22 protein-coding genes are annotated in these 21769 nt (G+C 73.0%); 9 read left to right on the forward strand and 13 right to left on the reverse strand.

From position 1 onward, the window contains the following. The first annotated feature begins 144 nt into the window (after positions 1–144). Positions 145–417 carry a YjhX family toxin gene (locus tag C5708_RS14850; protein ID WP_242922347.1) on the forward strand — a complete coding sequence of 91 codons (273 nt, stop codon included), beginning with the start codon at positions 145–147 and terminating at the stop codon, positions 415–417. Here the strand turns inward: C5708_RS14850 and rsmD are convergent. From rsmD to C5708_RS14870, 4 genes are all read right to left on the reverse strand, one after another. Continuing rightward, positions 403–993: a 16S rRNA (guanine(966)-N(2))-methyltransferase RsmD gene (rsmD, locus tag C5708_RS14855; protein WP_242922348.1), complete on the reverse strand. Its 591-nt coding sequence runs from the start codon at positions 991–993 to the stop codon at positions 403–405. The two genes, C5708_RS14850 and rsmD, sit on opposite strands and share 15 nt — an antisense overlap. Before the next feature lie 16 nt (positions 994–1009). Beyond that, positions 1010–1645 carry a TMEM175 family protein gene (locus tag C5708_RS14860; RefSeq protein ID WP_242922350.1) on the reverse strand — a complete coding sequence of 212 codons (636 nt, stop codon included), beginning with the start codon at positions 1643–1645 and terminating at the stop codon, positions 1010–1012. Positions 1646–1721: 76 nt separating this feature from the next. After that, positions 1722–2387 (reverse strand): lysophospholipid acyltransferase family protein, encoded by a 666-nt coding sequence (locus C5708_RS14865; RefSeq protein ID WP_242922352.1) that lies wholly within the window; start codon positions 2385–2387, stop codon positions 1722–1724. Beyond that, positions 2378–3364, reverse strand: coding sequence for a phosphatidate cytidylyltransferase (locus C5708_RS14870; protein ID WP_242922354.1), 987 nt, complete (start codon positions 3362–3364; stop codon positions 2378–2380). The genes C5708_RS14865 and C5708_RS14870 overlap by 10 nt, the downstream gene beginning before the upstream one ends. 133 nt (positions 3365–3497) lie before the next feature. On the opposite strand from C5708_RS14870, the gene C5708_RS14875 reads away from it, so the two are divergent. Continuing rightward, positions 3498–4169, forward strand: coding sequence for a CDP-alcohol phosphatidyltransferase family protein (locus tag C5708_RS14875; protein ID WP_242922356.1), 672 nt, complete (start codon positions 3498–3500; stop codon positions 4167–4169). Between the two features lie 18 nt (positions 4170–4187). Here C5708_RS14875 and C5708_RS14880 read toward each other — a convergent pair whose 3' ends face one another. The 6 genes from C5708_RS14880 to sdhC form a co-directional block, all read right to left on the reverse strand. Continuing rightward, positions 4188–4508 (reverse strand): 2Fe-2S iron-sulfur cluster-binding protein, encoded by a 321-nt coding sequence (locus C5708_RS14880; protein ID WP_242922358.1) that lies wholly within the window; start codon positions 4506–4508, stop codon positions 4188–4190. A 28-nt stretch (positions 4509–4536) separates the two neighbouring features. Beyond that, complete coding sequence (locus C5708_RS14885; protein ID WP_242922359.1) at positions 4537–5760, reverse strand: FAD-dependent oxidoreductase; 1224 nt, start codon at positions 5758–5760, stop codon at positions 4537–4539. A gap of 151 nt (positions 5761–5911) precedes the next feature. Next, positions 5912–6694, reverse strand: a complete 783-nt coding sequence (locus C5708_RS14890; RefSeq protein WP_242922360.1) for a succinate dehydrogenase iron-sulfur subunit — start codon at positions 6692–6694, stop codon at positions 5912–5914. A 13-nt stretch (positions 6695–6707) separates the two neighbouring features. Further along, positions 6708–8495 (reverse strand): succinate dehydrogenase flavoprotein subunit, encoded by a 1788-nt coding sequence (sdhA, locus tag C5708_RS14895; protein ID WP_242922361.1) that lies wholly within the window; start codon positions 8493–8495, stop codon positions 6708–6710. Continuing rightward, positions 8495–8887: a succinate dehydrogenase, hydrophobic membrane anchor protein gene (gene sdhD / locus C5708_RS14900; RefSeq protein WP_242922362.1), complete on the reverse strand. Its 393-nt coding sequence runs from the start codon at positions 8885–8887 to the stop codon at positions 8495–8497. The genes sdhA and sdhD overlap by 1 nt, the downstream gene beginning before the upstream one ends. Beyond that, positions 8887–9303: a succinate dehydrogenase, cytochrome b556 subunit gene (gene sdhC, locus C5708_RS14905; RefSeq protein ID WP_242922363.1), complete on the reverse strand. Its 417-nt coding sequence runs from the start codon at positions 9301–9303 to the stop codon at positions 8887–8889. The genes sdhD and sdhC overlap by 1 nt, the downstream gene beginning before the upstream one ends. Positions 9304–9521: 218 nt before the next feature. Between sdhC and C5708_RS14910 the strand changes: the two genes are divergently transcribed. Continuing rightward, positions 9522–9920, forward strand: a complete 399-nt coding sequence (locus C5708_RS14910) for a response regulator (protein WP_242922364.1) — start codon at positions 9522–9524, stop codon at positions 9918–9920. Here the strand turns inward: C5708_RS14910 and zapE are convergent. The 3 genes from zapE to C5708_RS14925 all read right to left on the reverse strand — a co-directional run bounded on the left by zapE (position 9917) and on the right by C5708_RS14925 (position 11946). Beyond that, positions 9917–11041, reverse strand: coding sequence for a cell division protein ZapE (zapE, locus tag C5708_RS14915; RefSeq protein WP_242922365.1), 1125 nt, complete (start codon positions 11039–11041; stop codon positions 9917–9919). The two genes, C5708_RS14910 and zapE, sit on opposite strands and share 4 nt — an antisense overlap. 61 nt (positions 11042–11102) lie before the next feature. Next, entirely contained in the window at positions 11103–11741 is a 639-nt protein-coding gene (locus tag C5708_RS14920) for a hypothetical protein (protein WP_242922366.1), read from the reverse strand. 55 nt (positions 11742–11796) lie between these two features. Further along, on the reverse strand, positions 11797–11946 hold the full coding sequence (locus C5708_RS14925) for a hypothetical protein (RefSeq protein ID WP_242922368.1): 150 nt from the start codon (positions 11944–11946) through the stop codon (positions 11797–11799). Between the two features lie 136 nt (positions 11947–12082). Here C5708_RS14925 and C5708_RS14930 point away from each other — a divergent pair, with 136 nt between their 5' ends. From C5708_RS14930 to addA, 6 genes are read left to right on the forward strand one after another with little or no spacing between them, the layout of a single operon-like run. Then, complete coding sequence (locus C5708_RS14930; protein WP_242922370.1) at positions 12083–12958, forward strand: 1-acyl-sn-glycerol-3-phosphate acyltransferase; 876 nt, start codon at positions 12083–12085, stop codon at positions 12956–12958. Then, on the forward strand, positions 12955–13425 hold the full coding sequence (gene tsaE, locus C5708_RS14935) for a tRNA (adenosine(37)-N6)-threonylcarbamoyltransferase complex ATPase subunit type 1 TsaE (protein WP_242922372.1): 471 nt from the start codon (positions 12955–12957) through the stop codon (positions 13423–13425). Before C5708_RS14930 ends, tsaE begins: the two co-directional genes overlap by 4 nt. After that, on the forward strand, positions 13409–14518 hold the full coding sequence (gene amgK, locus C5708_RS14940) for an N-acetylmuramate/N-acetylglucosamine kinase AmgK (protein WP_242922374.1): 1110 nt from the start codon (positions 13409–13411) through the stop codon (positions 14516–14518). The genes tsaE and amgK overlap by 17 nt, the downstream gene beginning before the upstream one ends. Beyond that, positions 14515–15234, forward strand: coding sequence for an N-acetylmuramate alpha-1-phosphate uridylyltransferase MurU (gene murU, locus C5708_RS14945; protein WP_242922375.1), 720 nt, complete (start codon positions 14515–14517; stop codon positions 15232–15234). The genes amgK and murU overlap by 4 nt, the downstream gene beginning before the upstream one ends. Then, a complete protein-coding gene (gene addB / locus C5708_RS14950; RefSeq protein WP_242922376.1) occupies positions 15231–18299 on the forward strand; it encodes a double-strand break repair protein AddB in 3069 nt (1022 codons plus the stop codon). Before murU ends, addB begins: the two co-directional genes overlap by 4 nt. Then, positions 18296–21718 carry a double-strand break repair helicase AddA gene (gene addA / locus C5708_RS14955; RefSeq protein ID WP_242922377.1) on the forward strand — a complete coding sequence of 1141 codons (3423 nt, stop codon included), beginning with the start codon at positions 18296–18298 and terminating at the stop codon, positions 21716–21718. The genes addB and addA overlap by 4 nt, the downstream gene beginning before the upstream one ends. Positions 21719–21769 lie beyond the last annotated feature (51 nt).

A 21769-nucleotide genomic window follows, 5' to 3' on the forward strand; every position in this document is an offset into this window, starting at 1 on the left:
AACCATGTCTCCCATTGTGACGAGGTCTGGCCGCGGGTTGGCCGGCTAGAAGCTTCTAGCGTCCGATCCGCAGGCCCTTTCGATCCCGCGCGCACGATCCGCGCGGGCGTCGAGCCTTGGCCTCAACGCATCGGAAGACTTTCCTTGAACATCTCGAAACCGGAGCAAAGGACGCTCCACGCGCTCGCCCAGGGCGGACGCATCGTGCTCGAACGCAACGACCGTGGCGACATCGAGGACGCCGTCTGCTGGACGCGGGACGGCTGGCGGCTGGCGGACTGCACCCTGGCGGTGTTCCGCAAGCTCAAGCGCCGGGGGCTGATCATCAGCCGCGGCGGCGGGCCCTACACGATCAACCGCGACGGCCTCGCCAACCTGCGCTCGCAGTTGGACAACCGGGTCTCAGGTCGCGGCTGACCAGCGCAGGAAGTGGACGCGCGCGGCGCCGTAGTCGCGCGCGTCCAGATTCTCGTAGTTCGGGATTTCGGGATCGGGTTCGTCCGAGCCGCGCTCGAACATGACCACCGCGCCGGGCTTCAGCCAGCCGCCACGGTCGAGTTCGGCCAGGGTCTTCTCGCCCAGGCCCTTGTGGTAGGGCGGGTCGAGGAAGGCCAGGTCGAACGGCTTGCCGTCCGCGCCCGGCTTGGGGCCCAGGTCGGTGGCGTCGCGGCGGTGGATGCGGGTGCGGCCGAACAGGCCCGCGCCGCCGGAAGCGTCCAGCGCCTCGACATTGTCGCGGATGGCGCCGCGGGCGGCGGCGTCGGTCTCGACGAACAGGCAGAACGCCGCGCCGCGCGACAGCGCCTCGAAGCCCAGCGCGCCCGAGCCGGCGAACAGGTCGATGACCCGCGCCTCATGCAGGTCCGGGGCCCAGGCGGCGTGTTCGAGGATGTTGAAGACGGCCTGCCGGGCCCGGTCGGAGGTCGGGCGGGTGTTCGATCCCGGCGGCGCGATCAGGGCGCGGCCGCGAAATTGTCCGGATACGATGCGCATGACGGGGAGATAGCGTTCAGCGGCGCGGCAGGAAACGGGGGCCGATCACCGCGACCGCCGACAGGGCCGCCACGCCCAGCCAGGCCAGGGGCTGGCGCCCGGCGATCGCCGCGATCGACAGCCAGCAGATCGCCGCCGGCAAAAGTCCGTTCGAGAGCAGCACGTAGACCTTGACGCCGCGCGGCAGTCCAGGCGGCGTCAGGCGGCCGATGAAGGCGGCGTAGGCCCAGGCGACGGCGTTGGCCGCGCCGATGGCGGCGACCAGGCCGATATAGATCAGGAAGGCGTCGGGACTGCCGTTCTCGTAGAGCAGGCCGGTGGCGGCCGGGATCAGGGCGATGAGGCCGAGGCCGGCGAAGTTGAGCACCGACAGCACGCCGTCCGCCCGCTGGAGGCGCGCGAAGGTGCGCCGGTGGCTCAGCCAGTAGACGCCGATGACCGCGAACGAGAGCGCGTAGGCCAGCAGGGTCGGCCACATCGTCGCGAACAGGTGCGCGGCGACGCCGTCCCAGTCGTGAGGCGGCCTGATCTCGATGGCCATCAGGGTGATGGCGATGGCGAAGACGCCGTCGGTGAGGAAGACGAGACGATGAAGATGGCCGTCCGGATGGCCGCCGGCCTCATGGTCCGCTTGCGCGGCTTCGCTGCTCATCCCCGTCCCCCCGATCAAGGCCCGCCCCTGGGACCAGTACTAGCCGAACGACGGCGGGCCGCAACATGGCGTTGGTTCAGCCGGCGCCGTCGGCGTCGTCCTCGCGCCAGCGCAGCGGCGGAGCCTGGGCCTTGAGCGCGTCGAGCGCCTCGCGCAGGGCGGTCATCAGCCGGGCGCGGTCGCCGGGCCAGGCGATCGGCGCGCCGACATGGATGGTGCAGTTCATCGGCACCGGCACATGGGCGCCCTTGGGCAGCACCCGGCCGGCGCCCTGCAGCCAGACCGGCGCGACGGGGGCGTCGGGAAAGGCCTCGGCCAGGCGGGCGACGCCGTTCTTGAGGCGGCCCATGCGGTCGCGGGCGTCGCCGCGCGTGCCTTCCGGGAAGATGATGATGATGTCGCCCTGGGCCAGGGCCTCGCGCGCCGGGGCCAGGATGTCCTCGCCGGTTCCGGCCCGGTCGCGGGCGATGGGGACGATGCCGATCAGCCGCCGGGAGAACCAGCCGACCACCGGATCGGTGAGGAAGTAGTCGGCCGCCGCCGCCGGCCGCAGGCGCATGACGGCGCGGGCGGGGAACATGGTCAGCAGCAGCAGGGTGTCGACATGGCTGTTGTGGTTGGCGGCGATGATGGCCGGGCCCTTGGTCGGCAGGTTCTCGCGGCCGAACACGTCGGCCCCGGTCCAGAACCGGGCGATCGGCCGCAGGATCAGCAGGATGAAGATCAGCCGGATCAGGGCCATGGCGTCTCGCCGAAGCAGAAGTACACCGTCAGGTGGAAGAACAGCGGCGCGGTGAAGGTCAGGCTGTCGACGCGGTCGAGCACGCCGCCGTGGCCGGGGATCAGGGCGCTGGTGTCCTTGACGCCGAGGTCGCGCTTGATGGCCGACATGGTGACGTCGCCGGCGAACCCGGCCAGGGGCAGGAGGGCGGCGACCATGGCCAGGCCGACGCCGTGCAGCGGGGTGAACAAGGGCCCGGCGAACCAGATCAGCGCCGCCGTGGTGGCCCAGCCGCCGATGAAACCTTCCCAGGTCTTGTTGGGGCTGACCTTGGGGACGATCTTGCGGCGGCCGATCAGCTTGCCCCACACGTACTGGGCCACGTCGTTGGCCTCGGTCGCCAGCAGCAGGAAGAACACCAGTCCGGCGCCGCCGGCCTGGGGCGCGTGGTCGGCGGGCGCGCGGCTGAGATAGGCGGCGAAGCCCAGGTTGTAGACGCAGGTCATCATCGCCCAGTGGAACAGGGCCGCCGTCGGCAGGTAGCCGCGGATCTGGCCGATGCAGGCCATCAGGAACGGCGCGGCCAGGAACACCCAGACCGGAATGAACACCAGATAGAGGCCGTAGCGGTCGGCGGCGAGCAGGGCGTAGCTGGCCGGGATGGTCAGATAGGCCAGCAGCACGATCAGCCGGTCCTCGCGGCGGATCGGGGCCAGCGACAGGAACTCGCGCAGGGCCAGGAACGATATCACGGCGAACAGCAGCAGCGTGGCGCGCCAGCCGGCGAGCAGGGCGGCGGCGAGCAGGGCGGCCATCACCCACCAGCTGTTCACCCGCCGGCGCAGGTCGCCATGGTCGACGCCCGGCCGCAGGCGCGGCAGGACCAGCGCCGCCAGGGCGCCGGCGGTCAGCATGGCCAGCACCGCCCCAAGGCCCCAGACCAGCGGCGCCGGCACGGCCTCGGCGAAGCGCAGGGCGGCGGCGATGACGTCCGACATTCGATCCGCTCCCCGCCCGGATGCTGGCGCGCCGCAAACTCGCCGCCAGGGCGCGGCGGGTCAAGCGGCCTCGCCCCGCTCTTGACCGCGACGGGCCAGGCGGCGAGCCTCGCCGCCGACGCCGGAGCCGCGCATGACCGAGACCGACAACCGCCGCCCCCTCAAGAGCCGCTCGGCGCCCTGGGCGGGGGCGCTGGCGGCGCGGCTGGCCGCCGCCGGGGCCCAGCCCGACGCCATCTCGGCGCTTAGCGTCGCGTTCGCGGCCCTGGGCGCGGCGCTCTTGCTGTGGACCGGGGCGCTGGAAGGCGGCTGGCGGGCGGCGGCGTTCGTGCTGGCGGCGGTCTGCGTCCAATTGCGGCTGTTGTGCAACCTGCTCGACGGCATGGTGGCGGTGGAGCATGGCCGCGGATCGCCCGACGGGCCGATCTGGAACGAGCTGCCCGACCGGGCGGCCGACGTGCTGCTGCTGGTCGGGGCCGGCTACGGCGCGGCGGCCTCGGGCCTGGACGCGGGACGGGCGCTGGGCTGGCTGGCGGCGGTCCTGGCCGTGACCACGGCCTATGTGCGCGAACTGGGCCGGGGGCTGGGCCTGCCGGCCGATTTCGCCGGGCCGCTGGCCAAGCCGCAGCGAATGGCCGTCCTGACGGCGACCTGTCTGGTCGCGGCCGTGGAGCCGCTCTGGGGCTGGCGCGGCGAATGCGTGCTGATCGGGCTGGGCATGATCGCCCTGGGGACGGCTCTCACCGTCGCGCGCCGCACGCGCCGGCTGTCGGCGCGACTGCGCGAGCGGGCCGCCGGCGGCTGATCGCCGCCGGCGCGCGTGTCAGTGCTGGCTTTCCGGCATGCGCACGACCAGACCGTCCAGGTCCTCGCCGACCTTGATCTGGCAGGAGAGCCGGGAGTTGGGTTCGACGTTCTCGGCGAAATCGAGCATGGATTCCTCCATGGCCGAGGCCGAGCCCGTCTTGTCGCGCCAGGCCTGGTCGACATAGACGTGGCACGTCGCGCAGGCGCAGGCGCCGCCGCAATCGGCGTCGATGCCGGGGATGTTGTTCTTGACCGCCCCTTCCATGACCGAAAGGCCGGGCTTCACGTCGACCGTGTGCTCGGTTCCGTCGTGCTCGATATAGGTGATCTTGGCCATTACGCTCCCTTGGGCTCTGGACGTCTGTCTAGGCCGCGACGTTCTTCATGGAAACCGACATATCGCGAAGTTTTTCCGGCGCAACGGCTTTGCGCTGGGCGATGAGCATTTTGCCCGCCATGAACTCCGGCGGCGCGTTGACGGCCTCGACCGCCAGCAGGCGGTCGCCCTTCAGGTGGAACACCGCGAAGCGGGCCTCGGCCGGGTCGCCGCGCACGATCACCTGGTCGGCCTCGAAGGGGATGCCGGCGATCTGGAGCTTCAGGTCGTACTGGTCGGACCAGAACCACGGCGTCTCGGGCGCGGGGGCCGGCCGGCCGGCGATGGCGGCGGCGGCCTGCTTGGCCTGCTCCAGGGCGTTGGGCACGCTTTCCAGACGGAACATGCGGTCATAGAGCGGCAGCGGCCGGTGGGCGACGTCGCCGATGGCGAAGATGTGCGGGTCGGCGGTGCGGGCGTCCTCGTCGACCACCACGCCGCCGGCGCATTCGAGGCCGGCGTCCTTGGCCAGTTCGTCGTTGGGCGTCGCGCCGACGCCGACCAGGGCGGCGTCGCAGGCGATCAGGCGGCCGTCGGACAGGCGCACGCCGACGATGCGGCCGCCTTCGCCCTCGAAGGCCTCGACCCCGGCGTCGAGCTCGAAGACCACGCCGCGGTCGCGATGGTAGTCTTGGAAGAAGGTCGACAGCGTCTCGCAGGCCACCCGCGCCAGCACGCGGGGCTCGCGCTCGACCACCACCACCTCGGCGCCGAGGGCGCGGCCGGAGGCGGCCGCCTCCAGCCCGACATAGCCGCCGCCGATCACCGCCAGCCGCTTGCCGGGGCCGATGGCGGCCTTCAGCGCCTCGGCGTCGGCGGCGGTGCGCAGCTCCAGCACGCCGGCCAGGTCGGCGCCGGGGATGGGCAGCTTGCGGGCCCGCGCGCCGGTGGCCAGGATCAGGACGTCATAGGGAACGGTCTGGCCGTCGGCCAGGGTGACGACCTGCTCGCCGCGATTGATCGAGACGGCGACCGCGTTCAGGCGCAGGTCCATGCCGTGCTCGGCGTAGAATTCCAGCGGCTTGAGCGCCAGGCTGTCGGCGTCGGCCTCGCCCTTGAGCCAGGCCTTGGACAGGGGCGGGCGCTGGTAGGGCGGGATGGGCTCCTCGCCGATCAGGACGATGGGGCCGGCGAAGCCGTACTGACGCAGGAACGCCGCCGCCGAGCCGCCGGCGTGTCCGGCCCCCACGATCACTACGCGCTGCTCGCTCAATGGCGTTCCCCTTGTCGTCGTGCGAAAATGACGGAGGCGTCATTTTTTGGCAAGCGGATCGTCGGGCGTCCGCGCTCCGCCCGGTCCCAATAAAGCATCGGCCGCGCTCCGAGGGAACGCGGCCGACGGGACGACAGCGGCCGAGGACGCGTCAGGCGACGCGCTCGACCATCATCTTCTTGATCTCGGCGATGGCCTTGGCCGGGTTCAGGCCCTTGGGGCAGACCTGGGCGCAGTTCATGATGGTGTGGCAGCGATAAAGCTTGAAGGGGTCTTCAAGGTCGTCGAGGCGCTCGCCCTTGGCCTCGTCGCGGCTGTCGATCAGCCAGCGATAGGCGTGCAGCAGGGCCGCCGGGCCCAGATACTTCTCGCCGTTCCACCAGTAGCTCGGGCACGAGGTCGAGCAGCAGGCGCACAGGATGCACTCATAGAGGCCGTCGAGCTTCTCGCGGTCCTCGGGGCTCTGGCGCCATTCCTTCTGAGGCTCGGGCGTCTCGGTGTGCAGCCACGGCTCGATCGAGGCGTACTGGGCGTAGAAGATGGTCAGGTCGGGAATGAGGTCCTTGACCACCGGCTGGTTGGGCAGCGGGCTGATCTGGCATTCCTTGCCCGGGATCTCCTCCCAGCCGTGGGTGCAGGCCAGGGTGTTGCGGCCGCCGATGTTCATGGCGCACGAGCCGCAGACGCCCTCGCGGCACGAGCGCCGGAAGGCCAGGGTCGGGTCCATGGTGTTCTTGATGTGGATCAGGGCGTCCAGCACCATCGGCCCGCATTGGTCGACCGCCACGTCGTAGGTGTCCCAGCGCGGGTTGAGGCCGCTTTCCGGGTCGTAGCGGTAGATGCGGAACGTCTTGACCGTCTTGGCGTCCTGCGGGGCCAGGAAATGGCGGCCTTTGCCGATCTTGGAGTTCTTCGGCAGGGTGAGCTGAACCATTGCGCGGCGATCCTCAGTACACCCGCGCCTTGGGCGGGATATAGGCGATGTCGTTGGTCATGGTGTAGGCGTGCACCGGACGATAATCGATGGTCACCTTGCCGGTCTTCTGGTCGAGCCAGGCCAGGGTGTGCTTCATCCATTCGCCGTCGTTGCGGTCCGGATAGTCCTCGCGGGCGTGGGCGCCGCGGCTTTCCGTGCGGTTCAGCGCGCCATTGACGGTGACGATGGCCTGGCCGACCAGGTTGTCCAGCTCCAGGGTCTCCATCAGGTCGGTGTTCCAGACCATGCCGCGGTCGCTGACCGAGACGTCGGCCATCGAGGCGTGGACCTTGGCCAGCCGCTCGACGCCGCTCTGCAGGCTCTCGCCGGTGCGGAACACGGCGGCGTCGTCCTGCATGGCCTTCTGCATCTCCAGCCGCAGGCTGGCGGTCGAGCGCGAGCCGTTGGCGTGGCGGAAGCGGTCGAAACGGGCGGCGTGGCTGTCGGTCCAGGCGTCCTTCAGCTCGGGCTGGCTGTCGCCGGCCTTGAGCGTCTCGGCCAGGTGCAGGCCGACGGCGCGGCCGAACACGACGAGGTCGATCAGGCTGTTGGAGCCCAGGCGGTTGGCGCCGTGCACCGACACGCAGGCCGCCTCGCCGACGGCGTAGAGGCCGGGCACCACCGAGTCCGGATCGTCGCCCGACTTGGTGACGACCTGGCCGTAGAAGTTCGTCTGGATGCCGCCCATGTTGTAGTGGACGGTCGGCAGCACCGGGATCGGCGCCTTGGTGACGTCGACGCCGGCGAAAATCTTGGCGGTCTCCGAGATGCCGGGCAGGCGCTCGTGCAGGATCTTCGGGTCCAGGTGGTCCAGGTGCAGGAAGATATGGTCCTTGTTCGGACCGACGCCGCGGCCTTCGCGGATCTCGATGGTCATGGCCCGGCTGACCATGTCGCGCGGGGCCAGGTCCTTCACCGACGGGGCGTAGCGCTCCATGAAGCGCTCGCCCTCGGAATTGGTCAGGTAGCCGCCTTCGCCGCGGGCGCCCTCGGTGATCAGGCAGCCGGCGCCGTAGATGCCGGTGGGGTGGAACTGCACGAACTCCATGTCCTGCAGCGGCAGGCCGGCGCGCAGCACCATGGCGTTGCCGTCGCCGGTGCAGGTGTGGGCCGAGGTGGCCGAGAAGTAGGCGCGGCCGTAGCCGCCGGTGGCCAGCACCACCGACTGGGCCTGGAAGCGGTGCAGGGTGCCGTCGTCCAGCTTCCACGCCGTGACGCCGCGGCAGACGCCGTCCTCCATGATCAGGTCGAGGGCGAAGTACTCGATGAAGAACTCGACCGCGTGGTTCAGCGACTGGCCGTACATGGTGTGCAGCATGGCGTGGCCGGTGCGGTCGGCCGCGGCGCAGGTGCGCTGGATCGGGCCTTCGCCGAAGTTCTTGGTCATGCCGCCGAAGGCGCGCTGATAGATCTTGCCCTCGGCGGTGCGGCTGAACGGCACCCCCCAGTGCTCCAGCTCATAGACGGCGGCGGGGGCGTTGCGGGTCAGGTATTCGATGGCGTCCTGGTCGCCCAGCCAGTCCGATCCCTTGACGGTGTCGTACATGTGCCAGCGCCAGTCGTCGGGGCTCATGTTGCCGAGGCTGGCCGAGATGCCGCCCTGGGCCGCCACGGTGTGCGAGCGGGTCGGGAACACCTTGGTCACGCAGGCGGTGCGCAGGCCGGCTTGGGCCGCGCCGAGCGCGGCGCGAAGGCCCGAGCCGCCGGCGCCGACGACGACGACGTCGAACTTGTGATCGGTGAATTGATATGCGGCCATCAGTAGGCTCCGCCGCTGAACGCGACTTTCAGGATCGAGAAGATCGCCAGCACGCCGACGCCGGCGCAGACGAAGGTGTTGAGCAGCAGGACGGCCAGCCGGTTCAGGTGGGTCTCGACATAGTCCTCGACGATCACCTGCATGCCCAGGCGCATATGGTAGAAGCCGACGGCCAGCAGCAGCACCAGCAGCACGGCGTTGAGCGGCTGCTGCGTCCAGAGGACGGCGCCCTGGTAGTCGGAGGCCGCCAGCTTGAGGGCCGAGAACACCGCCCACAGGACGAGCGGGACGAGGGCCACGGCGGTGGCGCGCTGGGCGATGAAATGGCCGACGCCGTGCTTGGCCGAGCCCAGGCCCTGGGCGCGGGAGCGGGGGGTGCGGAAGTCGGTCATCAGAGCGCTCCGGTGATGGCGGCGATCAGCCACACGGCGACCGTCGCGGCGGCGGCGAAGGCGATGGCCGCGGCGGCGGTCATGTCGGCGGTCTTGGGCTCGAAGCCCTCGCCGGCGTCCCAGACCAGATGCCGCACCCCGTTGGCGAGGTGGTAGAAGATCGAGAAGGTCAGGCCGAACAGCACCAGTTTGCCCAGCAGCGAGCCGAGCAGGTGCTTGCAGGCGGCGTAGGCGTCGGGCCCGGCGGCCAGCGACGCGGCCCATCCGGCCAGGATCAGCGCGCCGACATAGAGACCGACGCCGGTGGCGCGGTGCAGGATCGAGCCCGCCATGGTGATGTGCCAGCGCCAGACCTGGACGTGCGGCGACCGCGGCCGCTCCTTGGTCACGGGCGCCCCGGCTTTGACCTCGGCCATCTGTTCTCCTGCCCCTGAAAGCTTCGCCAACGCCGGGCCGTTTTAAGCTCCGCGCCGGGGGTGTCAACGAAGCTGAGCCGACCGGCGGTCTGCGAGCGGCGCCCTTGATGCGCGCCGGGGTCCGTCTAATCTGGCCGGCGTATCGGGATTCCTACGCATGGCGCGAAGGACGCGGCGTCGTTATGCGTTAGGGACCGGAACCCTGGGAGGGCGAGATCATGTGTTCCGACGTCGCGTCGCTGGCGGGCCTCAAGGTGCTGGTCCTGGAGGACGAGCCCCTGGTCTCCATGATGCTGGAGGACATGCTCCTCGACTTCGGCTGCGAGGTGGTCGGACCGTTCGCCAGCGTCGGCCAGGCCCTGGCCTTGGTTTCCGACGGCCGCGAGGGCCGCGTCGACATCGCCATCCTCGACGTCAACGTCGCCGGCGAGCACAGCTTCTCGGTGGCCCAGGCCCTGATCGACCGGGGCACGCCGTTCATCTTCTCGTCCGGCCTCGACGATTTCCGCATGGACCCGCGCTGGGCCGGGCGGCCGAACCTGCAAAAGCCGTTCGTCAGCGCCAACCTGGAGAAGGCCCTGGTCGAGGCCTGGGCCGCCGCCTCGGCCTCGGCCTAGCCCTCGCGCACCCGCTCCAGATAGTCGGCCGAGCGCATCTCCTCGAGGCGCGAGGCCGTGCGCTCGAACTCGAACGCCCCGTCGCCGGCCGCATAGAGCGCCTCGGGCTCGCCGTCGGCCAGCATGATCAGCTTGGCGTCGGCCTCGTAGAGGGCGTCGATCAGGGTGACGAAGCGCCGCGCCTCGTTGCGCTGGGTCGGCGAGAGGCGCGGGACGTTCTCCAGGAACACCGTGTGGAAGCGGGCGGCGATGGCCAGATAGTCCTGCGGCCCCAGGGCCTGGACGCACAGGCTGTTGAACGACGAACGCACATAGCCGCCCGCCGCCCGCGGCAGGCGCAGTTTGCGGCCCAGCACCTCCAGGGTCGCGCCGGTCTCGTCGGCGCCGTCGAGCAGGTCCGTCCACAGGGCGTCGAACGCCGTCTCGTTGGCGCCGTCCAGGGGGCAGAACCAGGTCTGGGCGCCGCGCAGCCGGTCGAGCCGGAAATCCACCGGCCCGCGCACCGCAACGATGTCGAGCCGGTCCTTGATCAGGTCGACGAACGGCAGGAACAGCTGGCGGTTCAGGCCGCCCTGATAGAGGTCGTCGGGCGGCCGGTTGGAGGTGGCGACCAGGGTGACGCGGCGGGCGAACAGCGCCTCGAACAGCCGGCCCAGGATCATGGCGTCGGCGATGTCGGTGACCTGCAGCTCGTCGAAGCACAGGAGCTGCGCCTCCTCGGCGATCAGCTCGGCGGTCGGCGCGATGGGATCGTCGCCCTTGGCCTGGCCGAAACGGGCCTTGCGCGCGGCGGCGTCGCCCTTGCGCCATTGGCCGATGAGGTCGTGGACCTCGGCCATGAAGGCCTGGAAGTGCACCCGCCGCTTGCGCCGCACCGGGGCGGAATCGAAGAACAGGTCCATCAGCATGGACTTGCCGCGCCCGACCGGGCCCCAGAGATAGACCCCCTTCACCGGCTTGGGCTTGCGCAGGAACGACAGCCCGAAGCCGGGCTCGGCGGCGGCGTTCAGTTCGCCCTCCAGCCGCGACAGGGCCTCGACCGCTCCGGCCTGGGCGGCGTCGGGCTTGATCTCGCCCTTGGCCAGGAGGTCGCGATAGGCGGAACGGAGGGACTGGGGCATGGCCGCCGGTGCTAGCGCGACAACGCGCCGGTGAAAAGCCGCCGCTGCGCCGGACCGGCCGTCAGCCGGCGCCCAGCTCCTTCATCATCGCGTCGTAGCGCACGCCCTCGCGCCAGGCGAGGGTGTGCAGGCCGCCGTCCTTTGCCTCCCAGATCAGGGTCGGGTAGGCCAGGGCGACGCCGTTGTCCTTGAGCAGCGGGGTCATGGTCGCGACGAAGTCCTCGCTGACCTTGACCAGGGCCGTGCGGGCGGCGTCGCCGTCGGCCGGCGGCACGCCCTCGGCCTTCCAGGCGTCGGGCGGGACCGACCGCCACCGCTCGTAGAGCGGCCAGCTGCGGTTGGCCCACAGCTCGGCGATGGTGGCCCGCTCGGCGGGCGAGGAGCGCACCACGCCGTTCCGGGTCGGGCGCGGCGTCATGATCACCCGGGTCTCGACCCCGGCCGCGCGCAGGGCCGGCATCTTGGTCTTCTCGAACAGGATGCAGTCCTCGCAGGCGCGATACGAGATGATGTAGAGTTTGGGCCCCTTCAGGCCGGGCGAGACCCAGCCGGCCGATTGCAGGGCGGCGGCGATCTGCGGGGCGTTCTTTTTCAGCGTCGTCGGCCGCCAGCGCAGGTCCAGGCTCCACCAGGCGTAGAGGCCGGCGAGGACCGCCGCTGCGACTAGGACGATCGACGCCCAGACCTTGAACCTTTTCATCGACGGCTCCCTGCGTTGGCCCGCCCCATTCGGCGAAGGCCCAGGCGCATAACGCTCATCGGCCGGGGATCGTCGCGCCGGGCGGCTGATTTTCGGCGTGGCCGATGATCGAGAGGCCGGCGCCGGCGGCGACCAGGGCGGCGGCGGCCAACAGCGCCAGATAGGCGACCGGCCGTTGCGGCTTGCGGTGATGGCGTTCGCGCATGGATGGCCCCCAGAAGGACGGCGCCGAGGCGCCGGCTCGATTCCTAAAGCCTGTCGGCCCGGTTGTGGAAGGCTGTTTCGGCGACCGGCCGCGCGGGGGGTGTGACGGCCGCCCCGCATCGTGCGAAAACCGGCGGATGACCGCGACTGCGCCAGCCGCATCCTTGCCGACGGTCCGCCCGCGCGGCGGCCACATCATCGACGTGCTGATCGAGGAGCGCGCGCCCCGGCTCTCGGCCTCGCCCCTGTGGCCGCTGCTGCGGCCGGTCCTCTACCGGGCGCTGGACTACGCCAAGGCCCGCCGCATGGCCGACGCCATCGCGCCGATGTCGGGTCGCGCGGCGCTAGACTACGTGTCCGACCTGCTCGGCGTCTCGGTCGAGACCTACGGCCTGGAGCGGGTCCCCGCCGAGGGCCGTCTGGTGCTGGTCTGCAACCATCCCACCGGCATAGCCGACGGCGTGGCGGTCTACGACGCCCTGCGCCCCCTGCGGCCGGACGCGGTGTTCTTCGCCAATTCCGACGCCCACCGGGTGTGCCCGCGCTTCGACGAGGTGCTGATCCCGGTCGAATGGGTGGAGGACAAGCGCACGCGCGAACGCACCCGGCTGACAGTGACCATGGCCAAGGCCGCCTTCGAGGCCGAGCGGGCCCTGGTGATCTTCCCGGCCGGCCGCCTCGCCCGCCGCGAGCGGGACGGGGTGCTGGTCGACCCGCCCTGGATGGCCAGCGCCCTGTCGCTGGCCCGCAAGTACGACGCGCCGGTGGTCCCGCTGCATCTCGAAGGGCCCTGGTCGACCCTGTTCCACCTGTTCGACCGCTTCTCCCAGGAACTGCGCGACATCACCCTGTTCCACGAGCTGTTGAACAAGCGCGGCCGCCGCTTCCGCCTGATCGCCGGCCCCATGATCCCGTCGCAGGCCCTCGACCCGGACGCCCAGGTGGCGACGCTGGCGGTCAAGGCCTATGTCGAGCAGATCCTGCCCCGCCATCCCGACAGGCCCTTCGCATGATCACCCCGGCCGACGGCGAGTTCCGCCTGAACGACGCCACCGCCACCGCGCGGCTGGGCGCGGCGCTGGCCCGCGCGCTGGGCCCGGGCGAGGCGGTCTGCCTGTGGGGGCCGCTGGGCGCGGGCAAGTCGACCCTGGCGCGGGCGCTGATCCGGGCGTTGACCTCGCCCGAAGAGGACGTGCCCAGCCCGACCTTCACCCTGGTGCAGTTCTACGAGCCGCCCGGCCTGCCGCTGGCGCATTTCGACCTCTATCGCCTGTCCGACCCGGACGAGGCCTACGAGATCGGCCTGGAGGAGGCGCTGGAGGACGGGGCGGCGGTGATCGAGTGGCCCGAACGCCTCGCCGGCCGCCTGCCGCCGGACCGACTCGATATAGAGCTGAGCCAGGACGAGACGGACGAAGGCGCGCGCCGGGCGCGCCTGGTCCCGCACGGGGCCTGGGAGGGGCGTGGGTTTGAGTTCTGAGAGAGACGCGGCCAAGCGGGCGTTCCTGGCCGAGGCCGGCCTGGGCGCGGCGCGGCGCGAGATTCTGGCCGGCGACGCCTCCACCCGCCGCTACGAGCGGCTGCACCGGCCGGACGGCGCGAGCCTGATCCTCATGGACCAGCCGCCGGCCCTGGAGAGCCGGCCGTGTCCGCCCGAAGCCACGCCGGCCGAGCGCGTGGCGCTGGGCTACAACGCCTCCGCCCGCCTGGCCGCCGGCCGCATCGAGGCCTTCGTCGCCGTGGCCGGCTGGCTGCGCGGGCGCGGCCTGTCGGCGCCGCAGGTGCTGGCCCACGACGACGCGGGCGGCTTCGCCGTGCTCGAGGACCTGGGCGACGCCCTGTTCGCGCGGCTGATCGAGGACGGGCAGGCCGAGGCGCCGCTGTACGAGGCCGCCGTCGACGCCCTGGTCCGACTGCACGAACAGCCGCCGCCGCCGCGCCTGGAGGCCGACGGCTCGGCCTGGCCGCTGCTCAGCTACGACGACCTGGTGCTCAAGACCGGCGCCGGCCTGTTCCTGGAATGGTGGCCGAAGTTCGCGGGGATGGCGGCTGTCGACCCGGAGCAGGCCGCCGAATGGGATCGCATCTGGGCGCCGGTCCGCGCCCGCGGCCAGGCGGTCGCCGAGGGGCCGCTCGGCGTCTTCGCCCATCGCGACTACCACGCCGAGAACCTGATCTGGCGGCCGGAGCGGGACGGGGTGGCGCGGGTCGGCATGCTCGACTTCCAGGACGCCCTGCGCGCCCATCCGGCCTGGGACCTGCTCAGCCTGCTGCAGGACGCCCGCCGCGACGTCGACCCGGCCCTGGAGGCGGCCATGCTGGACCGCTACCTGGCCGCCCGCCCGGCGCTCGACCGCGCCGCCTTCCTGGCCGACTACCGCGCCCTGGCCGCGCTCAACGCCGTGCGCATCCTGTTCATCTTCGCCCGGCAGGTGGTGTTCTTCGAGCGGCCCCGCTACGTGGCCTTCATGCCCCGCACCTGGGCGCACCTTGTCCGCAACCTGGCCGACCCGTCCCTGGCCGAGGTCCGCGCCTGGTTCGACCGCAACGTGCCGGCCGAGGCGCGGCGATGAGCGGCCCCCGCGTCGCCATGGTGCTGGCCGCCGGCCTGGGCACCCGCATGCGCCCGCTCACCGACGACCGGCCCAAGGCCCTGGTCGAGGTCGGCGGCCGCGCCCTGATGGACCACATGCTCGACCGGCTGGTCGAAGCCGGGGTCGAGCGGGCGGTGGTCAACGTCCACTACTTCGCCGACCTGGTCGAGGCGCACCTGGCCGCCCGCCGGGCGCGGGGGCTGGGCCCGGCCGTCGCCGTCTCCGACGAGCGCGCCCAGGCGCTGGAGACCGGCGGCGGTCTCAAGAAGGCCCGCCCATTGCTGGGCGACGACCCGGTCTGGGTGGCCAACATCGATTCGGTGTGGATCGAGGAGCAGGTCTCGGCCCTGGACGAGGTGGCCCGGGGCTGGGACCCGGCCCGCATGGACGTGCGGCTGCTGCTGGCCCCCGTCGGCCGCTCGGTCGGGTTCCACGACACCGGCGACGTGTTCCTGGAGGCCGACGGCCGCGTGCGCTTCAAGGCGGCCGGCGAGACCGCGCCCTACGTCTATGTCGGCGTCCACATCGCCAAGCCGCAGGTGGTGGAGAACGGGCCCGACGGGCCTTTCGGCCTGTTGCCGATCTGGCGCGAACTGGCCGCCGCCGGCCGGGTGTCCGGCGTCGCCCCGCCGGGGCTGTGGATGCACGTGGGCGACCCCCAGGCGCGGGAGGCCGCCGAGGCCCGGCTGCGGTGAACGGCTTCGACCGCCTGTTCGGCCGTCCGCCGCCGCGCTGGTTCACCATTCCCGCGCACCGGCCCTTCGTCGAGGACCTGGCGCTCGGCCTTCATCAGGCGCTGACGCCGCTGGGGCCCGACGCCCTGTCCGACGCGGTGGTGCTGACGCCGACGCGGCGTGGCGCGCGCACCCTGGCCGAGGCCTTCGTCAAGGCGGCGGGCGGCCAGGCCATGCTGCTGCCGCAGATCCGCGCGGTCGGCGACCTCGACGAGGGCGAGCCGCCGTTCGAGCCGGGCGACCTGGCGCTCGACCTGCCGCCGGCGGTCAGCGTCCATCGCCGGCGGTTCGAGCTGGCCCGTCTGGTCGCCGTCAACGCCCCGCTGTTCGACCGCCGGCTGGACGCCGCCGCCGCGCTAGAGCTGGCCGACGCCCTGGCCGGCTTCCTCGACAGCGTCGAGATCGAGGAGATCGCCGATCCCGGCCGCGTCGAGGGGCTGGTCGAGGGCGAGCTGGCCCGCCACTGGCTGCGCTCGGCCGAGGTGCTGAAGCTGGCGCTGGAGGCCTGGCCGCGTCGGCTCGAGGAGATGGGCCTCGTCGACGTCTCCCGCCGGCGGGTCGCCCTCCTGCGCGCCCTGGCCGAGAAATGGCGCCTGGACCCGCCCAAGGGCGTGCTGGTCGCCGCCGGCTCCACCGGCACGGCGCCGGCCACGGCGCGGCTGCTGGGCGTCGTCGCCCGCGCGCCGCTGGGCGCGGTGGTGCTGCCCGGCCTCGACCAGAACCTCGCCGAAAGCGCCTGGGAGCAGGTGGGCGAGCAGCATCCGCAAGGCGCGATGAAGCGCCTGCTCGACCGCGAGGGCGCGCCGCGCGACGCCGTGGCCTCGTGGCTGCCCGACGCCGAGGCCGAGCCGCGCGGGCGCTGGCGGCGGCGGCTGATCAACGAGGCCCTGCGCCCGGCCGAGGCCACCGCCGACTGGCGGGCCCAGATCGACGGCCTGCGCCGCGAGGGCGCGGCCGAGGGCGTCGACCCCATCGCCGAGGGCCTGGACGGGCTGTCGGTGGTCGCCGCCCGCACCGAGGAGGAGGCCGCCGCCGTCGCCGCCCTGATGCTGCGCGAGGTGCTGGAGACGCCGGGCAAGACCGGGGCCCTGGTCACGCCCGACCAGGTTTTGGCCCGGCGCGTGGCCGCCCGGCTGGCGCGCTGGGGCGTCGGCGCCGACTCGTCGGCCGGCGCGCCGCTGATCGGTTTTCCGGTCGGGGTGCTGGCCAACCTCGTCGCGCGGGCGGCGGCCGAGCCCCTCGACCCGGTGCGCCTGCTCGCCATCCTGAAACATCCGTTCGTCCGTCTCGGCCGGGACGAGGCGGACCTCGCCCGCGCCCGCGAGGCGCTGGAGCGTTACGCCCTGCGCGGGCCGAGGCCGGCCGACTGGGCGGCGATCGCCGACCGGCTCGACCGCCGCCGCGCGCCGAATCGCGAGGGCGAGGCCCCCGGCCCGGACCGCCTGGCGGGGCTGGACGCCGCCCGGGCCCTGGCCGACGACCTGGCGGCGGCCATCGACCTGGCGGCCTCGGCCTGGGGCGGCGGCCTGGCCCCGCCTCCGGCGGCGGCCCGCGCCCTGGTCGGCGCGCTGGAGCGGCTGGCGGCCGACCCGGGCGGCGATCCCGGCGGCCTGTGGGCCGGCCCGGCCGGCGAGGCGGCCGGCGCGCTGCTGGCCGCCCTGATCGGCGAGGGCGACGGGCTGCCGGCCGCCGCCGCCGAGGACTTCGCCGACCTGCTGGAGGCCCTGGTCTCCGGCGAGACGGTGCGCACCGGCGGGGCCACCCATCCGCGCATCCGCATCCTGGGGGCGATCGAGGCCCGCCTGGTGCGCGCCGACCGGCTGATCGTCGCCGGGCTGGAAGAGGGCGTCTGGCCCAAGGCCCCGCCGATCGACCCGTTCCTGTCGCGACCGATGCGGGCCCGCCTGGGCCTGCCGCCGCCGGAGCGCCGGGTCGGCCTGGCCGCCCACGACTTCGCCCAGGCCGCCTGCGCGCCCGAGGTGGTGCTGCTGCACGCCGAGCGGCGCGGCGATGCGCCGGCGGTGAAGTCGCGCTGGCTGTGGCGGCTGGAGACCCTGGCGCGCGGCGCGGACCTGGCGCTGCCCGAGCGGCCGGAGGTGCTGGCCTGGGCCCGCGCCCTGGACGCGGCGGACGCCTTCCGCCCCGCCCCCCGACCCCGACCCCGGCCGCCCGTCGAGGCGCGGCCGCGCGAGCTGCCGGTCACCGGGGTCGAGCAGTGGGTGCGCGATCCCTACGCCACCTACGCCCGCCGCATCCTGCGTCTGCGTCCGCTCGACCGGCCCGACGCCCCGGTGGAGGCGATGGCGCGCGGCACGGCGATCCACGCCGCCTTCGAGCGGTTCGCCAAGGAGCACGCGACCTTGTCGGGGGACGGCGACGCTGCGGCGTTCGAGGCGATCCTGATCGACAGCCTGATCGCCGCCGGCATGCCGATGGCGCGCATGACCCGCGAGCGGGCCCTGGCCGCCAACGCCGCCCCCTGGGCGGCCGGGTTCGAGCGCCGCCGCCGCGACGGCGCCCGGCTGCTGATCGAGCAGGAGGGCGCGCTGACCTTCGCCGCGCCGGGCGGGCCGTTCACCGTCACCGCCAAGGCCGACCGCATCGAGCTGCGCGGCGCCGTCGCCGACGTGCTCGACTTCAAGACCGGCATGCCGCCCAGCCAGCCGCAGATCGAGAGCGGGCTGGCGCCGCAGCTCACCCTGACGGCGGCGATCCTGCAAGGCGGCGGCTTCGCCGAGGCCGGCCGCGCGACGCCGGGGGACCTGATCTATGTGCGGGTGTCCGGCGGGCGCAAACCGGGCGAGGAGATCGTCCGCGCCGCCGCCGGCGAGAGCGCCGACCTGGCCGCGCGGGCGCTGGAGGGGCTGCAGGCCCGCGCCGCCTTCTTCGACGATCCGTCCACGCCCTATGTCTCCTGGGCGACGCCGCAGTTCATCGACCGCTATGGCGGCGACTACGACCATCTGGCCCGCCTGTGGGAATGGCACGTCATCGGCGAGGGCGACGCCGGGGAGGGCGGCGAATGATCCGGCCCGCCCTCAACCCGCAGATCCTCGCCTCGGACCCCGACTGCTCGGTCTCGGTCACCGCCAACGCCGGCTCGGGCAAGACCTCGACCCTGGTCAGCCGCGTGGCCCGCCTGCTGCTGCGCGGGGCCTCGCCCGAGACGATCCTCTGCGTCACCTACACCAAGGCCGCCGCCGCCGAGATGCAGCGCCGGCTCTATCAGGACCTCGGCGGCTGGGCGGTGATGGCCGACGAGGCGCTGATCAAGGCGCTGGAGAAGATCGACGAGCAGCCGCGCGACCTGTCGCGGGCCCGGGCCCTGTTCGCCCGCGCCCTGGAGACGCCTGGCGGGCTGAAGATCCAGACCATCCACGCCTTCTGCGAAAAGCTGCTGCGGCGCTTTCCGCTGGAGGCCGGCGTCTCGCCGGGCTTCAGCGTGCTGGAGGACGCGGCGGCGGCCGAGGTCTCGGCCCGGGCCCGCGACGACCTGGCCCGCTTCGCCCTGGCCGACGGCGACGGGCCGCTGGGCCGGGCCTACGCCCACTTCTCGGTCGAGCTGGACTACGGCCGCTTCAACGACATGTTCGCCGCCTTCGAGGCGCGGCGGCTGGCGATCGAGGCCTATGTCGACGCCTGCGAAGGCGGCGCGTCCGAGGATGTCTGGGCCCGCTGCGGCTTTTCCGAACCGATCGAGCCTGAGGCCGTCGAGGCCGAGGCGGCCGCCGGCGTCGACTGGGCGGCCTGGACGCGCGCCGCCGAGGCCCTGGCTCGCGGCACGGCGGCGACCGACCAGCCGCTGGCGGCGGAGATGCGGGCCGCCGCCGCCGATCCGGACTTCGCGGCGATCTGGTCGGTGTTCCGCACCCAGGCCGGCAAGCCCAAGGCGCGGCTGGGCACCAGCGGGGTCGATCCCGCCGCCCGCGAATGGCTGATCGGGGAGCAGGCCCGGCTGGCCGAGGCCGTCGAGCGGGCCAAGGCCGCCCGGATCGCCCGCGACAGCGTCTACGCCCTGACCCTGGCCCGCGCCTACGCCAGCCTCTACGACGCCTCGAAGACGGCCAAGGGGGGACTGGACTTCGGCGACCTCATCGCCCGCACCCACGACCTTCTGACCGTGCGCGCCGACGCCGCCTGGGCGCTCTACAAGCTGGACGGCGGCGTCGACCATGTGCTGCTGGACGAGGCCCAGGACACCGCCCCCGACCAGTGGGACATCCTGGAGGTGCTGACGGGAGAGTTCTTCGCCGGCGCCGGGGCCGACGCGCGGGCGCGGACGATCTTCGCCGTCGGCGACGAGAAGCAGTCGATCTACTCGTTCCAGGGGGCCGCGCCGGAGCGGTTCCTGGCCGAGACGCGCGCCTATCAGAGCCTGGTCGAGGCGGCCGGGCGGCCCTTCCGCCGCGTCGACCTGCTGGAGAGCTGGCGCTCGACGCCGGAGGTGCTGGCCTTCGTCGACGCCGTGTTCGCCGATCCCGAGGCCCGCGCCGGCCTGCGCCCGGACGCCCTGACCGCCGAGGAGCCGGTGGTCCATATCGCCAACCGGCCGCCGGGCGGCGGGACGGTCGACCTGTGGCCGCTGGAGCGGACCGAGCCCGAGGACGACCCCGATCCGTGGACGCCGGTCGACGCCGAGCCGCCCGAAGGGGCGAACAAGAAGCTGGCCCGGCGCATCGCCCGCGAGATCAAGGCGGCCGTCAACCGGGGCGAGGCGGTGTTCGACAAGGAGACGCGGGCCTGGCGGCCGGCGGGCTACGGCGACTTCCTGATCCTGGTGCGCCGGCGCAAGGCCCTGTTCCACGAGATCATCCGGGCGTTGAAGCGCGAGGGCGCGCCGGTGGGCGGGGCCGACCGGCTGAAGCTGTCGGACCACGTGGTGTTCAAGGACCTGATCGGCCTCGCCCAGTTCGCCCTGTTTCCCAAGGACGACCTGACCCTGGCCGCTCTGCTGCGCAGCCCGTTCTGCGACGTCTCCGAGCAGGACCTCTACGACCTCGTCCAGCCGCGCGAGGGCTCGGTCTGGTCGGCCCTGGCCCGGCGCGGCGACGAGCGCGAAGGCTGGGCCGACGCCCGCGCCTTCCTGGGCTGGGCCAAGGCCGAGGCCCAGGCCCGCGCGCCGTTCGACTTCTACGCCCGCATGCTGACCCGGCTGGACCGGGACGGCCGCTCGATGCGCGCCCGCATTCTCACCCGGCTGGGCCCCGAGGCCGAGGACGCCCTCGACGCCTTCCTGGCCCAGGCCCTGGCGGCCGAGGCGCGGGGCGTCCACGCCCTGGAGGCCTTCGTCGCCGACATGGCCTCGGCCGAGATCGACGTCAAACGCGAGCAGGAGGACGGCAAGGGCGAGGTGCGGGTGATGACCGCCCACGGCGCCAAGGGTCTGGAGGCGCCGGTGGTCTTCCTGCCCGACACCACCAGCCGCGCCCTGGCCCTGGGCGGGCCGCTGCTCGACGCCGAGGGCGGCGGTTTCCTGTGGGCGCCGCGCAAGGCCGACGACTGCGCGCCGTCGGCGGCGGCGCGGGCGCGGCGCGAGGACGCGGCCAGGAACGAGAGCTTGCGCCTGCTCTATGTCGCCCTGACCCGCGCCCGCGACCGGCTGGTCGTCTGCGGCGTGGCCGTCCAGGACCGCTTCTACCGGGGCAGCTGGCACGACGTCGTCAGCCGCGCCCTGGCCACGCCGGTCGTGCAGGCGGGCCTGCGCAAGGTCGCGGTCGGCGACATGCAGGTCGATCGCTACGGCGCCGATCCCGACACCCTGCCGGCCGCCGCCGCGACAGTCGCCGCGACGGCCTCCATGCCGGACTGGGCGCGCCGCCTGGCCCCGGCCGAGGCGGCCGGCGCGCGCTACGCCGCCCCGTCGACCCTGGCCGAGAGCGGCCGGGGGCCGTCGCCGTCGCCGACCGCCGTGCTGGGCGGGCTTGGGCGTTATCGTCGCGGCGAACTGGTCCACCGGCTGCTGCAGGCGTTGCCGGACCTGCCGCCGGCCGAGCGGGCCGCCGCGGCGGTCCGGCTGCTGGAGCGCGAGCGCGACCTTTCCGACGCCCAGCGCGACGAGATGGCCGCCGCCGCCCTGGGGGTGCTGGACGATCCGCGTTTCGCGGCGGTGTTCGGCCCGGGCTCGCGCGCCGAGGTGGCCGTCGCCGGCGCCGCGCCGGAGCTGCCGCCCGGGCTGGCGGTGTCGGGCCGCGTCGACCGGCTGGTGGTGGAGGTCGACCGCGTCCTGGTGGTCGATTTCAAGACCAACCGGCCCTCGCCCGCCCGCATCGAGGACGCCGACCCGGCCTATCTGGTGCAGATGGCGGTCTATTCGGCGGTGCTGCGCGCGGTGTTTCCCGGGCGGCGGATCGAGGCGGCCCTGGTCTGGACCGATGGACCGAAACTGATGCCGGTGCCAGAAAACATCATCGTGAACACCTTGGCCGGGCTGTCAGGCCGCAGTTGATCGCGGCCCGGCTCGGCCCTACATCGGACCATCGAAGCGCGCGGCGAGGTG

This window comes from Caulobacter sp. CCUG 60055, assembly GCF_022750545.1.
Classification (GTDB): domain Bacteria; phylum Pseudomonadota; class Alphaproteobacteria; order Caulobacterales; family Caulobacteraceae; genus PUIC01.

What these genes read in the sequence shown, in the direction of transcription:
- rsmD (WP_242922348.1), bottom strand. Translation starts at nt 993, where the DNA reads ATGCGCATCGTATCCGGACAATTTCGCGGCCGCGCCCTGATCGCGCCG.
- C5708_RS14860 (WP_242922350.1), bottom strand. Translation starts at nt 1,645, where the DNA reads ATGAGCAGCGAAGCCGCGCAAGCGGACCATGAGGCCGGCGGCCATCCG.
- C5708_RS14865 (WP_242922352.1), bottom strand. Translation starts at nt 2,387, where the DNA reads ATGGCCCTGATCCGGCTGATCTTCATCCTGCTGATCCTGCGGCCGATC.
- C5708_RS14870 (WP_242922354.1), bottom strand. Translation starts at nt 3,364, where the DNA reads ATGTCGGACGTCATCGCCGCCGCCCTGCGCTTCGCCGAGGCCGTGCCG.
- C5708_RS14875 (WP_242922356.1), top strand. Translation starts at nt 3,498, where the DNA reads ATGACCGAGACCGACAACCGCCGCCCCCTCAAGAGCCGCTCGGCGCCC.
- C5708_RS14880 (WP_242922358.1), bottom strand. Translation starts at nt 4,508, where the DNA reads ATGGCCAAGATCACCTATATCGAGCACGACGGAACCGAGCACACGGTC.
- C5708_RS14890 (WP_242922360.1), bottom strand. Translation starts at nt 6,694, where the DNA reads ATGGTTCAGCTCACCCTGCCGAAGAACTCCAAGATCGGCAAAGGCCGC.
- sdhA (WP_242922361.1), bottom strand. Translation starts at nt 8,495, where the DNA reads ATGGCCGCATATCAATTCACCGATCACAAGTTCGACGTCGTCGTCGTC.
- sdhD (WP_242922362.1), bottom strand. Translation starts at nt 8,887, where the DNA reads ATGACCGACTTCCGCACCCCCCGCTCCCGCGCCCAGGGCCTGGGCTCG.
- sdhC (WP_242922363.1), bottom strand. Translation starts at nt 9,303, where the DNA reads ATGGCCGAGGTCAAAGCCGGGGCGCCCGTGACCAAGGAGCGGCCGCGG.
- C5708_RS14910 (WP_242922364.1), top strand. Translation starts at nt 9,522, where the DNA reads ATGTGTTCCGACGTCGCGTCGCTGGCGGGCCTCAAGGTGCTGGTCCTG.
- zapE (WP_242922365.1), bottom strand. Translation starts at nt 11,041, where the DNA reads ATGCCCCAGTCCCTCCGTTCCGCCTATCGCGACCTCCTGGCCAAGGGC.
- C5708_RS14920 (WP_242922366.1), bottom strand. Translation starts at nt 11,741, where the DNA reads ATGAAAAGGTTCAAGGTCTGGGCGTCGATCGTCCTAGTCGCAGCGGCG.
- C5708_RS14925 (WP_242922368.1), bottom strand. Translation starts at nt 11,946, where the DNA reads ATGCGCGAACGCCATCACCGCAAGCCGCAACGGCCGGTCGCCTATCTG.
- C5708_RS14930 (WP_242922370.1), top strand. Translation starts at nt 12,083, where the DNA reads ATGACCGCGACTGCGCCAGCCGCATCCTTGCCGACGGTCCGCCCGCGC.
- tsaE (WP_242922372.1), top strand. Translation starts at nt 12,955, where the DNA reads ATGATCACCCCGGCCGACGGCGAGTTCCGCCTGAACGACGCCACCGCC.
- murU (WP_242922375.1), top strand. Translation starts at nt 14,515, where the DNA reads ATGAGCGGCCCCCGCGTCGCCATGGTGCTGGCCGCCGGCCTGGGCACC.
- addA (WP_242922377.1), top strand. Translation starts at nt 18,296, where the DNA reads ATGATCCGGCCCGCCCTCAACCCGCAGATCCTCGCCTCGGACCCCGAC.